This window comes from Streptomyces sp. SN-593, from assembly GCF_016756395.1.
Classification (GTDB): domain Bacteria; phylum Actinomycetota; class Actinomycetes; order Streptomycetales; family Streptomycetaceae; genus Actinacidiphila; species Actinacidiphila reveromycinica.
The window spans coordinates 3,361,320-3,376,172 of the sequence record NZ_AP018365.1; the positions used below are offsets into that span (position 1 = coordinate 3,361,320).

At 74.9% G+C, this 14,853-nt stretch carries 13 protein-coding genes; 3 read left to right on the forward strand and 10 right to left on the reverse strand.

Going from position 1 to position 14,853, the window contains the following annotated elements; all coding sequences use genetic code 11:
• Nucleotides 1–91: 91 nt before the first annotated feature.
• Nucleotides 92–1,471 (reverse strand): NsdA family TPR-like regulatory protein, encoded by a 1,380-nt coding sequence (locus tag RVR_RS13825; RefSeq protein WP_202234144.1) that lies wholly within the window; start codon nucleotides 1,469–1,471, stop codon nucleotides 92–94.
• A gap of 253 nt (nucleotides 1,472–1,724) precedes the next feature.
• Between RVR_RS13825 and RVR_RS13830 the strand changes: the two genes are divergently transcribed.
• The 3 genes from RVR_RS13830 to RVR_RS13840 all read left to right on the forward strand — a co-directional run bounded on the left by RVR_RS13830 (nucleotide 1,725) and on the right by RVR_RS13840 (nucleotide 5,606).
• On the forward strand, nucleotides 1,725–2,387 hold the full coding sequence (locus tag RVR_RS13830; protein ID WP_237404724.1) for a bifunctional DNA primase/polymerase: 663 nt from the start codon (nucleotides 1,725–1,727) through the stop codon (nucleotides 2,385–2,387).
• 442 nt (nucleotides 2,388–2,829) lie between these two features.
• Nucleotides 2,830–3,735 carry an ABC transporter ATP-binding protein gene (locus RVR_RS13835; protein ID WP_202234146.1) on the forward strand — a complete coding sequence of 302 codons (906 nt, stop codon included), beginning with the start codon at nucleotides 2,830–2,832 and terminating at the stop codon, nucleotides 3,733–3,735.
• A 167-nt stretch (nucleotides 3,736–3,902) separates the two neighbouring features.
• Nucleotides 3,903–5,606 carry a transporter gene (locus RVR_RS13840; RefSeq protein ID WP_430393233.1) on the forward strand — a complete coding sequence of 568 codons (1,704 nt, stop codon included), beginning with the start codon at nucleotides 3,903–3,905 and terminating at the stop codon, nucleotides 5,604–5,606.
• A 213-nt stretch (nucleotides 5,607–5,819) separates the two neighbouring features.
• On the opposite strand, the gene RVR_RS13845 is transcribed toward RVR_RS13840, so the two are convergent.
• From RVR_RS13845 to RVR_RS13885, 9 genes are all read right to left on the reverse strand, one after another.
• A complete protein-coding gene (locus RVR_RS13845; protein WP_202234147.1) occupies nucleotides 5,820–8,735 on the reverse strand; it encodes an AfsR/SARP family transcriptional regulator in 2,916 nt (971 codons plus the stop codon).
• 65 nt (nucleotides 8,736–8,800) lie between these two features.
• Nucleotides 8,801–9,370: a TadE/TadG family type IV pilus assembly protein gene (locus tag RVR_RS13850; RefSeq protein ID WP_202234148.1), complete on the reverse strand. Its 570-nt coding sequence runs from the start codon at nucleotides 9,368–9,370 to the stop codon at nucleotides 8,801–8,803.
• A complete protein-coding gene (locus RVR_RS13855) occupies nucleotides 9,367–9,819 on the reverse strand; it encodes a TadE/TadG family type IV pilus assembly protein (RefSeq protein WP_202234149.1) in 453 nt (150 codons plus the stop codon). The genes RVR_RS13850 and RVR_RS13855 overlap by 4 nt, the downstream gene beginning before the upstream one ends.
• A 5-nt stretch (nucleotides 9,820–9,824) precedes the next feature.
• Nucleotides 9,825–10,343, reverse strand: a complete 519-nt coding sequence (locus tag RVR_RS13860) for a TadE/TadG family type IV pilus assembly protein (protein WP_202234150.1) — start codon at nucleotides 10,341–10,343, stop codon at nucleotides 9,825–9,827.
• Between the two features lie 24 nt (nucleotides 10,344–10,367).
• Nucleotides 10,368–10,619: a hypothetical protein gene (locus RVR_RS13865; RefSeq protein WP_202234151.1), complete on the reverse strand. Its 252-nt coding sequence runs from the start codon at nucleotides 10,617–10,619 to the stop codon at nucleotides 10,368–10,370.
• 59 nt (nucleotides 10,620–10,678) lie between these two features.
• Nucleotides 10,679–11,596 (reverse strand): type II secretion system F family protein, encoded by a 918-nt coding sequence (locus tag RVR_RS13870; protein ID WP_202234152.1) that lies wholly within the window; start codon nucleotides 11,594–11,596, stop codon nucleotides 10,679–10,681.
• Nucleotides 11,593–12,723, reverse strand: coding sequence for a type II secretion system F family protein (locus tag RVR_RS13875; protein WP_202234153.1), 1,131 nt, complete (start codon nucleotides 12,721–12,723; stop codon nucleotides 11,593–11,595). The genes RVR_RS13870 and RVR_RS13875 overlap by 4 nt, the downstream gene beginning before the upstream one ends.
• On the reverse strand, nucleotides 12,723–14,033 hold the full coding sequence (locus RVR_RS13880; RefSeq protein WP_202234154.1) for a TadA family conjugal transfer-associated ATPase: 1,311 nt from the start codon (nucleotides 14,031–14,033) through the stop codon (nucleotides 12,723–12,725). Before RVR_RS13880 ends, RVR_RS13875 begins: the two co-directional genes overlap by 1 nt.
• Nucleotides 14,030–14,830 carry a hypothetical protein gene (locus tag RVR_RS13885; protein ID WP_202234155.1) on the reverse strand — a complete coding sequence of 267 codons (801 nt, stop codon included), beginning with the start codon at nucleotides 14,828–14,830 and terminating at the stop codon, nucleotides 14,030–14,032. The genes RVR_RS13880 and RVR_RS13885 overlap by 4 nt, the downstream gene beginning before the upstream one ends.
• Nucleotides 14,831–14,853 lie beyond the last annotated feature (23 nt).

Genomic DNA, 14,853 nt, shown 5'->3' on the forward strand with positions numbered 1-14,853 from the left:
CTTTGGCCGGCACGTGGGCCCGGAGTGTCGGTCCGGTAACGATTCGGTGTGCACCGGCCGGCGTCCCCCGCCGGACGGGCCCCGATCACCCTCAGGCCGCCTCCTGTTCGTCCACCCGGGCATGGAAGGCGCGCACCACCGGTTCGGCGGCGAACGGCTCCAGCCGGCGGCGGAAGTCGTCGAGATACTCCGCGCCGCGGTTGGTGCGCAGCCCCGAGAGCAGTACGACGGCCTGTTCCCCGGTGTGGCAGGCCGCGTCCAGCTCGCGCTGCTGCACCTGGGTGTCGGCGAGCAGCAGCAGGTCGATGGCGCGGCGGCGGGCACGCGTGGCCGGGTGGGCCGCGAGGGCCTCCTCGGCGCGGCGGGCGGCCGGCTCGGCCTGGCCGAGGTCGCGGTGGCAGTGCGCCAGTTCGTCGGCGAGGTAGGCGTGGTCGAAGTGGGCGATCCACGCCGGGTCCTGGTCCGGCTCGGAGCGGTCCATGGCCTCCAGCGCGAGCCCCGCGACGGTGGCGAAGGTGCGGGCGTCGCCGAGCAGGGCGTGGCCGCGCGCCTCGGCGGCGTGGAACATCGCCTCGACGGTCGCGGTGACCTGTCCGCGGGCGCCCTCCTGTGCGGCGCGGGCGAGTTGGGCGATCTCGCGCGGGTTGCCGAGCGAGGCGGCGAGGTGGCTCATGCTCGCCGCCAGGATGTAGCCGCCGTAGGCGCGGTCGCCCGCCGCCTGGGCCAGCCGCAGCGCCTGGATGTAGTACCGCTGGGCGAGGCCGGGTTGGCCGGTGTCGACCGCCATGTAGCCGGCCAGCTCGGTCAGCCGGGCGACGGCGGAGAACAGTTCGCGCCCCACCGACTCGCGGTAGCTGCCGGCGAGGAGACCGGAGACCACGCTGTTGAGGTAGTGCACCACGACCGGTCGGACGTGGCCGCTGCCGAAGCGGTGGTCGAGGTCGGTGAGCGCCTGGGTGGTCGCCTTGACCGCCTCGACGTCCGACATGCCCACGCGGGCCCCGCCGTTGCGCGCCACCCCCTGGTCGGGGCGGGTGATGAGCCAGTCCCGGCTGGGCTCGACGAGCGCGGAGGCGGCGACGGTGGAGCCGGTGAGGAAGTCGCGCCGGCCGACGTCGCTGCGCCACAGCTCGCAGACCTGCTCGATCGCGCCGAGCACGGTGGGTGCGAAGTGCAGGCCGATGCCGGTGGCGAGGTTCCGCCCGTTGGCCATGCCGATCTCGTCGATGGACACCGCGCGGCCGAGCTTGCGGCCCAGTGCCTCGGCGACGATGCCCGGGGCGCGCCCGCGCGGCTGCTGGCCGCGCAGCCAGCGGGCCACGGAGGTCTTGTCGTACCGCAGGTCGAGGCCGTGTTCGGCCCCGCACATGTTCACCCTGCGGGCGAGGCCGGCGTTCGAGCAGCCGGCCTCCTGGATCAGTGCCTGGAGCCTCTCGTTCGGCTGCCGCGCCACGAGTGGTCGTGCGGCCATCGATCCCCCCTTGTCGTCCTTGGTGAGTCTTTCTTCCCCAACCCCGGCCGATAAACCACGAATTGACGGTTATTCACCCTTACCGCACCGGCTCGCGGCGGCGGGCCGGACCGGCCGGCGGGCGCTCCCCCGTTTGATACCCGGTTCCGGGCGAGGGCGCTCGTACGCGCCCCCGCCGGTGCTTCCGTGCGCCCGGCGGTGAGCTGCGGCCGCCGCCCCGTAACCCGGGCCCGCGGGGGCAGTTGTGCAGCGCGTGGAAGACACCCTCGCGGTCCCGCGCCAGCTCAACGGCACTGCCCTGCTCGACGCGGCGGTGTCGTACGCCCGGTCGCGGCACTGGGAGGTGCTGCCCGGCACGTGGCTGGAGACCGACGCGGGGGGCGCACCGCGCTGCTCGTGCGCCTCCGCGGCCTGTCCCGCCCCGGGCGCGCACCCGACCAGGGCGGACTGGGCGACCCAGGCGAGCGGCAGCGGCTCGGAGGTGCGCCGGATGTGGACCCGGCAGCCGCGCTCGTCGGTGCTGCTGCCGACCGGGCGCACCTTCGACGTGCTGGAGGTGCCGGAGAGCGCCGGCTTCCACGCGCTGGCCAGGACCGAGCGGATGGAGGTGGCGCTCGGCCCGGTGGTCTCCACGCCGACCGGCCGGATGGCGTTCTTCGTGCTGCCCGGGGCGGGCGCGAGGGTGCCGCGGCTGCTGGCCGCGCTGGGCTGGCCGCGGGGCGCGCCGGACCTGACCGTGCGCGGTGAGGGCGACTGGGTCGCCGCCCCGCCCACCCGGATGGGCCGGGGCGGTCGCGTGCAGTGGGCCCGCCGCCCGACGGACCAGAACCGGTGGCTGCCCGACGTCGGCGAGGTGCTGAGCCCGCTGGCCTACGCGTGCGGGCGCGAGGCGGCGGAGGCCCGCGCGGGGCGCTGAGCGCCGTTGGACCGAGCGCCCGGCGGGACGAGGCGGCCCGCGCCGGCCGCGGGCCACCACGGAGCCGCACGCGTGCGCCGGCGGGCAGCCGGGCCCGGGTCCCGGCATTCGGCTTTCGGTTTTCGGCACTGCGCACCCGGCACTCGGCAATCGGCACTGGGCACTCGGCCGATGACCGTCGGTCACCCCTCGCGGCCCCTCCGCGGCACCCGGCATCCGGCGAACGGCCCCGCCACGAGCGGTTTTCGCGCCGTCCGCAGAAAGCACACCGGGCTTTTCGTCACTGTCGGTGGTCGCACATAGGGTGGCGGTACACGGGAGGGACGCGGCCGGGCAGCCGGCGGAGCGTGCCGTGGCCGTGGACGGGGATCGGTGGTCGGGACCGGTGATCAGGACGGGTGACCGGAACCGTTGGTCGGGGATCGCGGAGAGGTGCGGTGCGATGGGCGAGGCGCGCGGGACGGAGCCGGAGGCGGGCAGCCGCCGGCTCCCGTCGTATGACGGCGGCCGGGCCGGGGGCGGGTGGCAGGCCGGTGACGGGGACCGGGCCGGGCCGGGCGGCCGCCAGGGGCCGCCGGGACCGCCGCCCGCGCTGCGGGTGCGCGGCCTGCGCAAGCGGTTCGGGGAGCAGGAGGCCGTCGCGGGCATCGACCTGGAGCTGCCGGCCGGCCGCTTCGCCGGCCTGGTGGGGCCCAACGGAGCGGGGAAGACCACGACGCTGTCGATGGTGACCGGGCTGCTGCGCCCGGACGAGGGCCTGGTGCAGATCGTGGGCCGCGACGTGTGGAGCGACCCGGTCGACGTGAAGTCCCGGATCGGCGTGCTGCCGGAGGGCCTGCGGCTGTTCGAGCGGCTGTCGGGCCGCGAGCTGCTCACCTTCACCGGTCGGCTGCGCGGCCTGCCGGTGGGGGACGTGGACCTGCGCGCCACCCAACTGCTGGACGTGCTGGACCTGACGGGCGCGCAGCACAAGCTGGTCGTCGACTACTCGACGGGCATGCGGAAGAAGATCGGCCTGGCCGCGGCCCTGCTGCACAACCCCGAGGTGCTGTTCCTGGACGAGCCGTTCGAGGGCGTCGACCCGGTGTCGGCCCAGGTCATCCGGGGTGTGCTGGTGCGGTACACCTCCTCCGGCGGCACCGTGGTGTTCTCCTCCCACGTGATGGAGCTGGTGGAGAGCCTGTGCGACTGGGTGGCGGTCATGGCGGCCGGCCGGATCGTGGCGCACGGCCCGCTGGCCGAGGTGCGCGGCGGGGCGGCGACCCTCCAGGACGCCTTCCTCTCGCTGGTCGGCGCCGACCGCGGGACCGCCGGCGACCTGGACTGGCTGGGCGGGGGCCCGAAGTGACCGGCGACCCGCTCACCGCCGGCGGCCCGCTCGGCAGCCGCGCGCCCCTCACCGCCGCCGGGCCGCCCACCGGCGGGGTGCCCGCCGGTGGGATGCCCGCCGGTGGGATGCCCGCCGGTGGGATGCCCGCCGGTGGGATGCCCGCCGGCGGGGTGCCCGCCGGTGGGATGCCGCTGCCGCCCGAGGTCCCGCGCCCCGCGCCACCCGGCACCGGGTTCGGCCCGCCGCCGGCCGCCCCCTCCGGTGCACCGGCCGGATCGCAGCGGCCCGCCTCGGTCACCGGGACCTTCGTCCGCCTCAAACTGGCCGTGCTGCGCAACGGCGTCCGGCAGTCCACCGGCCGCACCGTGAGCTGGTGCCTGGGCGTCGGCCTCGCGCTGCTCTGCGCGCTGGGCAACGGCGCCGGGATGATCGCGCTGCGCGGCGACGCGTACGCACCGGCTGCCGCCACCACCCTGGTGACCGCGGTGGCCGTCGGCTGGACGGTGATGCCGCTGTTCTTCTTCGGCGGTGACGACACCCTCGACCCGACGCGGCTGGCGATGCTGCCGCTGCGCCCCCGCCCGCTCATCGCCGCGCTGCTGGCGTCGTCCCTGGTCGGCGCCGGCCCGCTGTTCACCCTGCTGATCGGCGTCGGCGCGGTGGTCGCCCTCGCCCACGGCGCGGCGGCGACGGTCGTCGCGGTGCCCGCGGTGGTCCTGGTGCTGGCGGTCTGCGCGGCCGCCTCCCGCGGCGTCGCGGCGGCCAACACCCGCCTGCTGACCAGCCGCAAGGGCCGCGACCTCGCCCTGCTCAGCGGGCTGGTCGTGGCGGTCGGCGCGCAACTGGTCAACCTGGGGCTCAGCTCCCTTTCCTCCCACCACGGCCTGCACCGGGTCACCTCCGTCGCCTCGGTGCTGCGCTGGATCCCGCCGGCCTCCGCCGTGGACGCGGTGCGCTCGGTCTCCGACGGCGACTACGGCCGGGCCGCGGTCCAACTGGCGCTCGCCGTCGTCCTGCTGGCGGTGCTGCTGCGCTGGTGGTACCGCACCCTCCACCGGCTGATGATGTCGCCGGACTCCTCCACCCTCCAGCCCTCGCCCGACAGCACCGAGCGCAAGGGCGGCCGCCGGCCGCTGCTGTCCCTGCTGCTGCCCGAGCGCGTCATGGCCGGCCGCACCGCCACCGTGATGGAACGCCAGTTCCGCTACGTCGGACGCGACCCCAAGCTGCGCGCGTCCTGGGCCACCGGCCTGGCCGTGGGCCTGCTCCTGCCGCTCGTCGCCGTCGTCCAGCACGGCTCGGTCTACCAGTGCCTGTGGACCGCCGGCCTGCTCGGCATGCAGATGTACAACCAGTTCGGCATGGACAACTCCGCGTTCTGGACCGTCGTCGCGACCACCACCACCCGCCGGGAGGCGGAGGCCGAACTGCGCGGCCGCGCGCTGATGCTCACGGTGGTCGCCCTGCCGTACGTCACGGTGGTGACCTGCGCGACCGCCCTGCTGCTCGGGCGGGCCGGCGCGATGCCCGAAGTGCTCGGGATGGCCTACGCGTTCCTCGGCGCGCTGATCTCCACCGGCGGCTACACCAGCGTCCGCTTCCCGTACGCGGTCACGCAGGACAACGCGTTCGGCAACGCCGCGCCGGGGAACGGCTCGATGGTGGCGTTCAACGCGCTGGGCGGGTCCGTGGTCGCCTCCGCGTTCTGTCTGCCGGTGCTGGGCCTCGACCTCGCCCTGCACCTGACCGGCCACCACGCGCTGCTGTGGACGGTCCTGCCGGTCGGCGCGGTCTACGCGGCCGTGCTGTCGGTGGTGAGCCTGCGGTTCACCGCGCCCCGGCTGCTCGACCGGCTGCCGGAGATCCTCAGCGCCGTCGCGCTGCCCTGAACCCGCAGGCGCGTGACGTCACGGCGTCGCGGCCCGCCCGGGCGCGTGACACCGCGGAGTGACGGCTCGCCCGGCCCGGTGGGGAGCGCCCGGGCTCCGCGCCTCCGGGGTGCCCCCGCCCGGGAGCGCCCCGGCGCCGAAGCCCCGGCGCCGAAGCCCGCCGTGCGAGGGCCCACCTTTGCGGCGCCGGGCCCGACTCCGCCTGTGCGGGCGTCAGTTGGCGATACTGCCGCGCCAGGACGGCAGCAGCTCGTCCAACAGCGCCTCGACCCGCGGCGGCAGGCCCCTGCCCGGGCCGTTCCCGGCGGCGCGGGCGACGAGCGAGGCCGCGGCGGCCTCCAGCCGGCCGGCGTCGCCGGTGGCCGCCGCCGCACGCAGGAAGGCCAGCCACAACCGCTCGTCGTCGGGCGAGATCGCCATGCCCGTCTCGATCGCGGCGACCGCGGCCTTCGGCTTGTTCGCGTCGAGGTGGAGCGAGGCGAGCGCGAGCGCGATCTCGGCGACCAGGACGGGGTGCTGGGCGTCGACGATCTCGTGGCCGAGCCAGCCGTAGCGGCCCGGCGCCCGGTCCTCGAAGAGCCGGCCGCGGGCGAGCGACAGGGCGTCGGTGAGCAGCCGGCGCCGGGCCACGGGGTCACCGGCCGCCCGCCCCTCGGTGGCCTCGTGGTGGAGCGTCTGCAGGACGTCCCAGTCGGAGACGACGGAGGTGCCCAGCACGATCCGCCCGGTGCCGTCGAGGGTCAGCCGCTCCCCGCCGTCGGGGTCGGTGCCCAGCCAGTCCCGCAGCCGCTCGACGAGGGCGTCGCGCACGTCCTCGGTGACCCCGCGCGGCCACAGCGCGGACGCCAGCACCCGCGGGTGCACGCCCTCCCGGTGCAGCAGCAGCAGCGCCAGCGCCTCGTGCAGCAGGCCGCTGCGCTCCCGGTCCGGGGCGTCGATGCCGACCACCTCGAACGGGCCGAGCAGCCGCGCGTACACCCCGGGCCGGCCCTGGTCGCTGAGGTCGACCAGGAACGGCGGCGCGTCCGGCCCCGGACCGTCGCCGCCCGCCTCGGCGAACAGCCGCAGCACCGACTCGTACTGCGCCTTCGGCAGGAGCTGCGCCTTCATGTCCAGGCCGAGCAGCGGCGCGAGCAGGCGTCCCGAGGAGGTGATCTCCAACTCCCATGCGGCGCCCGGCAGATCGGCGTCGTCGGACCCCACCAGGTACCCGATGCCCAACCGCCCGGAATCCGCGGCGAGTTCGGCCAGCCGCTGCGCCTCGTCCGGCGTGGGCGGGGCGGCCAGCAGCACCAGGTGCGGTGCCCACTGGGTGTGCCGGGCACGGCCGGTGCGGCCGGTGAGCACGCTGTCCTGCCCGGCGGTGCGCAGCGCGCCCGCGCGCTGCACCGTCTCCGCCGCCATGATCTCCACGGCCTCCGCGACGGTGGCGATGTGCCGCACCCGGGCGGGGGCCAGCGCCGTCAGGTCCTGGGCGAAGCCGACCAGGGTGACCGTCATCCGGTCCGACCAGCCGTTGGTGGCCAGCTCCGCCGCGACCGAGGCGAGGACGGCCTCGCGGTCGGCCCTGCCACCGCTGAGCGACACGATCCCGGGCACCGCTTCCAGGTTGAGCAGCAGCCGTGCGCCGTCCAGGGTGCCGAGCACCGCGAGCCCGGGGTAGGGGGCCGCGGCCGAGGTGTCGGCGTCCTCGACCAGCCGAGCCCGTTCGAGCTGCCAGAACGTCTCGTCCTGGCCGTTCTGCCAGGGCGCCGGCGGTTCCCCCTCGGGCCAGGCCAGTTGCAGGTGCAGGGCGTCCTCGGTGAGCCACGCGGCGTACACCACCGGCAGCTTGCGGCCGTCCGCGTCGAGCCGCGCGGACAGCGAACGCAGCGCCCGGTCGAGGAAGTCGACGGCGTCCTGGTCGGCGCCGATGCGCAGCGCGTCGGCCACGTCGGCCTCCGCGCCGGTCGGCGTGCGCGGGGTGCGCAGCGCGCCCGCGGACAGCGACTGCCACAGCGCGGTGCGCCGCCGCCGGCCGAGCGCGGCGAGCAGCCCGGCGGCCAGCAGGGGCGCCCCGACGAGCGCTTCGGACAGGTCGAAGCCGTGGGAGGCGGACAGGCCGGTGACCACCTCGCTCGCACCGCCCGCCGCGTCCTGGTGCGACCCGCCACCGGAGCCGCCGGCTCCCCCGGAACCGCCCTGTTCGGCGGCCGGCGTCTGCTGCGCGGCGTGCGCGCCCTCGGCCGCGGTGTCCTTGGCGCCGCCGTGCTGGGCGTAGTGCAGGACGTCGGGCGCGGTGTGCGGAGCGGCGACCGGCATCTCGACGAGGTCCCCGCCGTGCGCGTCGGCCGGCATCTCCAGCACCCACCCGGGCCGGATCAGGCTCGCCTGCGACAACTGCGAGCCGTCGGGCTGCACGCGGTCCTTGTTGAGCTGGTAGATCTCCTTGTAGCGGCGGCCGTCGCCGAGGTGGCGCTGCGCGATCTCCCACAGCGAGTCGTGGTGGCGCCCCTCGGGCGGGTTGATCCGGTAGAACTTCGTCGCCTGCTGGGCGGACTGCCCGCCGGCCTGCGCGGTGGACGCCCCCGGCCCGGCCTGCTGCTGCGCGGCGGTCTGGTGCGGGGCCGCCTGCCGGCCGGGGGTGGCCTGCGCGGTCGCGGCCACCCCGGGACGCGCCTGGCTCTCCATCGAGTGCTGCTGGCCGAGCTGCGCCAGGCCCGGCACCAGGCCGGCGGTGCTGACGCCGACCAGCAGCAGCGCCGCGATCAACTGGCGGGCCAGCAACTGGCTCGGGCCGCTGCCCGGCACCCGGGTCGGCATGCCGACCCCGGACACCGCCGCCTTCGCCTCCACCAGCACGCACGCGGTGAACTGCGCCCACGCCACCCACACCAGCACCGCCAGCGTGTTGACGAACGTCTCCGCGGTGATCGGCTGCTGGAGCACGCTGGAGTCGAAGTGGTGCGGGAACGGCGAGCCGATGTACAGCAGCAGCGCCGCCGGCACCGCCACGACCAGCACCGTCAGGGCGAGGAACGCGCCGAGCGCCCGCACGAGGTCGCCGAACGTCCGCTGCCTGCGCGGGGGTCGGGCCGGTCCCCCGCCCTGCTGCGCGTGGTGCCGTCCCGTGGCGGTCGTGCGTGCCATGGCTGCTTCCTCTTCCTCTGCCTTCGGTGGTTTCGGTCCTTGTCGTACGGTGTGCGCGCTCGCGCTCAGTTGCCGGCTCCGGTGATCGACACGGCCTCCGCCCGGCCCTCGACGGTGATCGAGTTGTGGTAGAAGAAGCCGCCGAGGATCGGCTTGTAGGTCACGTACACCACCACCTCGACCCGGTCGGGTCCGGTCGGCGGGGTCGGGCAGCCGGCCCGGCGCCAGTCGCTGGCCGGCAGGTCGACGTCCCGGGCGAACTGCTGGACCCGGGCGGTGCACTGCTGGTAGTCGATCACCGGCTGGGCGTTGCCCTGCGCGTCCCGCAGCGCCGTCGTGTCGATGTCCTGGGCGGCGTACCGCGCGGCCTGTTCGGCGATGTCGGCGGCCCGCTCGCGCTTGGCGATGGACAGGCCGCCGTCCACCACGAAGGCCGCCAGCGCCATGAACACCAGCGCGAAGATCACCACGGCGGCGGCGCCCGACCCCCGGTCGTCGGTGCGCAGCGCCCGCAGCCGGGCGGCGAGGGTGCGCCCCGCGGGGACGGCCGCGGTCCGGCCCGTGGTCTCGTCCGTCGTCTCGTCCACGGTCCGGTCCGTCGTCTCGTCCGTCGTCTCGGTCGCCGCCGCGCTCATGTCGCCGACCTGCGGTACGGGTCCAGCGGCGAGGCCGACGTCGAGGTCACGGTCTTGGTGATGGGCAGTCCGAGGAAGCTCAATCCGCGGACCTCGCAGGTGACCTGGATCGTGAACAGGGTGCCGGGCCGGAAACTGGTGTCGCCGACGGAGGTGACCGTCGCCGGCCCGGTGCAGGTGCCCCGGAGGTCGTCGTGCGCGGCCTGCACCGCCTGCTGGATCGCCTCGGAGCGGTCGTGCTCGATCGAGCCGGCCCGCGCGGCGTCGCGCGCCGCGCCGTCCACCGCGCCCCGCCCGTCCACGAGTTGGCCGAACGCGACCAGCATCAGGACGAACATGATGATGATCGGGGCGAGGATGACCACCTCGATGGTGGAAAGGCCCCTCTCACGACGTGCCGCGCGGGCCCGACCTGCCGCCACGGCGCGCGCTCGGCGCGCGAACTCCATGTCCCTCATCCCCCGTCGTCCGGCACGAACCGCTCGACCGGACCCGACGACGTCTCGTTCACCCTGAAGGAGAAACCCGGCAGCGGGAAGACCGCGGGCACCTTCGCCGTCACCTGGACCCGTACGGTCTCGGGGTCCTGCGGGTCGCGGCTCGGCGCGACGTGCGGGTCGATCAGCAGTTGCGGCCCGAGCTGGCTGATGTAGTCGCTCGCGGCCCGGCTCGCGTCGCCGGACCAGTCCGCACCGGTCGACGCCTCGTCCCGCGCCTTGCGCGCGCCCGCCCGGGCGGCCGCCTGCGCGACGTGGTCGGCGAAGTAGTACATCCCGAACTGCACGGTCGCGAAGATCATGAAGAACAGCACCGGGGTGAGGAAGACGAACTCGATCGCGGTCATGCCGCGGTCGGCGCCGGCGTGCGCGCGAGCGCGCCCCGGCGCCGCGCGGCTGCCCACACCGCTGTCCCCGTGCGCCGCGTCGAGCCTGCGGCGCACCGCGCCGCGCAGGCCGCGGATCGTCCGTCCCATCGCCGCTCTCCCCCGACAGACCCGTCAGCAGCCGTTGTTGCTGCCGTCCGTGTCGCCGATGCAGTTGCCGACGCTGGACGCCTTGTCGCTCAGGGCGTTCTTGATGATGAAGCCGACCGCGGCGACGATGGCCACCACGATCGCGGAGATGACCACCCACTCGACCGCCGAGGCGCCGCGGGACATGTCCTCCTCGTTGCGCAGGCGGTCGATCCGCCCGCGCAGGTAGACGTGGAGGAAGCTCAGTTTCGGATCGAAGGAAGTCAGTCGGTCCATGCGGTTCATGGGCTCGGTCCTCTCGGTGGACGGTCGTCGTTCGGGCGGCACGGTGGTGGTCAGACCTGGAAGACCCGCATCGCGGCGGGGTAGATCAGGAAGACCAGGAAGCCGGCGGCGAGCAGCATCTGGGCGACCAGCATGGACTGGGACTGCTCGCCGGCCTGGCCCTCGATCTCGGACAGTTCGCGGTGGCGCATCGTCTCGGCGCGCGAGGCCAGCGAGTCGCGGACCTTCGCGCCGTCGTCCGCGACGAGCGCGAGGGTGACGCCGAGGTCCTGCAACTCCTCGATGCCCAGTTCGTCGCCGAGCCGCCCCAGCGCGACCCACTGGCTGGTGCCGGTGATCCGCGCGTCGGCCAGGCAGTTGCGGATGCGCGTCAGCGCCCAGCCGTCGCTGATCTCGGCGGCGGCCATCAGCGCCTCGGGCAGACCGCGCCCGCCGGCCAGGTTCATCGAGACCAGGTCGAGGTAGGCGCCGATCACCCGGCGCAGGTCCTTGCGCTTGGTCGCGGAGTCGCGCCGCACCTCGATGTCGGGCAGCAGGAAGAACACCACGGCGAAGAGCAGCGCCAGCCACACCGGGATGATCGGGCTGATGCCGAAGCCGACCTCCGCGGCCACCGCGAACAGCGCCGGACCGAAGACGACGCCGGCCGCGGCCAGCACCGTCTTGGTGGCCAGGAACGCCTCCCAGCTCCGGTCGAGCACCGCCAGGTCGGCGCGCAGCGAGCGCTGCTCCCAGCCCTGCTGGAGGTAGAAGGCGGCGACCCGTTGGCCCAGTCGGGCACGCCAGCCCTCGGCCTGCGCCGAGGTGGCCACGGTTCCGGTGGTGGCACCCGTGGCGCGCAGCGCGTCGATCTGCGCGATGGTGGACGCGGCGCTGCGCCGCGACGGGTTGAGCGCCCGGACCAGCGCGAAGACGCCCAGGCCGACGACGCCGCCGAGCAGGCACGCGAAGACGATGGTGGTGGTCATCGGTTGCCGGCCCCCTGTCCCGGCACGGCCGGACGGCCCTGCACTCCGTAGCCCGGTACGCCCGGGACACCCGGTACACCTGGTACGCCCGGGATATCCGGTACGCCCTGGGCACCCGGTACGGCCTGGGCGCCGCCGGGCGGCTGCTGGGTCGCGCCGCCGTACGGTCCGGTCTGCCGTCCGGGCGGCCCCTGCCGGCCGACCGCCGCCTGCGGACCGGACGGGAACTGCCCGACCGCGGGCGGCTGCTGCGCGGTGCGTTCGGGACCGTGCACGAGGAAGCGGTCCGGCGTCTCGATCTTCGACAGCTTGCGCAGCCACCAGAAGCCGGCCGCGAACAGCAGGCACACGATCGCGAGCATCATCTGCCCGACCGCGGTCCCGTACGGCTTGACGAACCCGCGGTTGAAGATGGACAGGCCCAGCACGAACACCACGGAGACCACGACCACGATCTGCACGCTGCGCCGGGTGCTGGCCCGCTGCGCCATGACGCGCTGGCGCATGTCCACCTCCTCGCGGGCGGACTTGGCGAGCGCGCCGAGCACGTCCCGCAGACCGGGGCCGCGCAGCCGGGCGTTGAGGATGAGTGCCGCGATGATGATGTCGGCCGAGGCGTCGTCGATCTCGTCGGCGAGCATCTGGAGCGCGTCCGGCAGCGGCCAGCGGGCCCGCAACCGGTCGACGAGGGAGTCGAGATGGACCCGCAGCGCGGGGGCGGCGGCCCGGGCGGAGGCGGGTATGGCCTGCTCCAGGCCGACGGCGCCGGCGATGGTGTCGCGCAGCGACTCGGTCCAACCGGCCAGCGCCTCCACCCGCTTCATCGCGGCGCGCTCCTCCGACGCGCCGCCGAACAGCCGGTCCCAGGCGAAGACGAGCACCGCGGTGGCCGCGCCGAGCACCAGCCAGCGGGTCACGGCGAGCACCGCCAGGCCGACCACGACGGCGATCGAGCCGCGCTGGGTGAGGAACCGCCCGAACTCCGAGGCGCGTTCGGCGCCGGACTGCCCGGGGGCGGCCGGCTTGGGCGCCCAGCCGCGCATCGCGACGACGAACAGCGCGATGCCGCCGCCGCCCACCGCCCCGGCGAGCAGCCCGTAGAACGCGGTCATCGAGAAGACGGACATCACCGCCACACCCCCGTGGGCTGGTAGCCGTTGGCGAGCAGTTCGTCGAGGCAGGAGATGGGTGCGTGCGGCAGGGCCACCCCGGCGTCCGGGTGCTCGGCGAAGATCTCGCTGGAAAGGACCCGGCCGTCCACGCCGTTCACCTCGCGGACGGAGGTCACGACGCGGCGCAGGGTGCCGCCGCGCTGGAAGTCGTTGCGGCGCTGGATGAAGACCACGAAGTCGATGGCGCCGGCCACCAGCATCTGCGACGCCTCGACCGGCAGCCGCTCCTGCGCCTGGAGCGCGTAGGTGGAGATGCGGTTGAAGACCTCGGCGGAGCCGTTGGCGTGGATCGTCGACAGCGAACCGTCGTTGCCCTGCGACATGGCGTTGAGCATGGTGACGATCTCGTCGCCGAGCACCTCGCCGACGATCACCCGGGAGGGGTTCATGCGCAGGCTGCGGCGGACGAGTTCGGCCATGGAGATGGCGCCCAGGCCCTCGGAGTTGGGCAGCCGCTCCTCGAACGCCACGACGTTGGGGTGCAGGTCGGGGAACTGGTCGAGGCCGAGTTCCAGGGCGCGTTCGACGGTGATGAGGCGTTCGTGCGGCGGGATGACGTTGGCCATCGCGCGCAGCAGCGTGGTCTTGCCGGCGTTGGTGGCCCCGGCGATCATCAGGTTCTTGCGGGCGAGCACCGCCGCGGACAGGAACGAGCCGACCTCGGGGGTGACCGTGTTGTTGCCGACCAGGTCGGCGAGGAAGACCTTGCCCAGGCGGGCGCGGCGGATGGACAGCGCGGGCCGGCGGGTGACGTCCATGACGGCCGACAGCCGGGAGCCGTCGGGCAGCCGCAGGTCGAGCTGCGGGTTGGCGGTGTCGAACGGACGCGAGGACAGGCCGGAGTAGGCGCCGAGCACCTGGATCAGCTCGATCAGTTCCTCGTCGGTCTCGGCGACCGGCTCGGCCTGCGTCTCCCGGCCGTCGGAGTAGCCGACGAAGACCTGGTCGCAGCCGTTGATGTCGATGTTCTCGACCTCGGGGTCGTCCAGCAGCGGCTGGAGCCGGCCGACGCCGAAGAGCGCGGCGTGCACCGCGGCGGCGTACGCCTCCTCGGCCTGGGCGTCCGGCGGGGTGCGGCCGACGGCGATCTCGGCGCGCGCGTAGTCCTCGAGTATCTGGGCGATGATCGCGCGGGCGAAGTGCCGCTCGTCCTCGGGTGACATCGCCGTGCGGGCCGCGACCTGGTCCAGCCGGCGCTGCTCGGCGATGCGGTCGCCCGCCTCCTGCCGGAAGCGCTTGACCAGCGAGTGGTCCACCTCGCTCATCGCAGGACCCCGTACCGCTGCGGTACGTCGGCGGTCACCTGGCGGGCGGAGCGGATCAGCAGCGACTTGTCGAGGCGGCCGCGGCGCCGGCCGCTGAGCATGTCGGCGCCGGCCGGGTCGTCGGCGAGGGTGCCGACCACCCGGGCGGAGATCTGCGAGGCCACCAGCATCTCGTTGACCTGCGCGGTGAGCCGGGAGCTGTGCCCGGTGTCGGCGATGAGCAGCACGCCGATCGGCGGGTGGCCGAGCGCGGCGGCGCCGCGCTGCGAGCCGTGCAGCTTCGCGGACAGCGCGCCGGCCCGGTCCCTGACCCGGGCCAGGTTCTCGGGCGCGGTCCGGGAGACGAGCAGCACCAGGGAGGCGTGCGGCAGCAGTTCGAGGCTGGGCGAGTCCGGGCCGAGCCGCCCGCAGTCGGCGACGACGTCGGCGGCGCCGTTCGGCGACTCGGCGAGCGTGGCGAACGCCTGGCCGAGCATCGGCCACAACCCGGCCAGCCCCGCGGCCTGTTCGGGCGCGGCCAGGCCCACGAGCACGTCGAGCCCGCCGACCAGCGGCTGCGCGTGGTCCCACAACTGCTCGGCGGCCAGGCCGTGGCGGGCGGTCGCGGCGAGCGACAGCAGGCCGGAGTTGGGGTTGAGCACCCCGCCGTGCGCTCCGGTCGAGCGGTAGACCAGGTCCCCGCCGGCCGGGTCGGCCTCGGCCAGCAGGACCCGGCGCGGCCACACCGCGGCCAGCGCGAGCGCCGTGGTGGTCACGCCCGGGGAGCCCTTGTCCGCCGCGATTGCGATCAGTGCCATCTCGTCCGCCTCGTCCGCTGCCT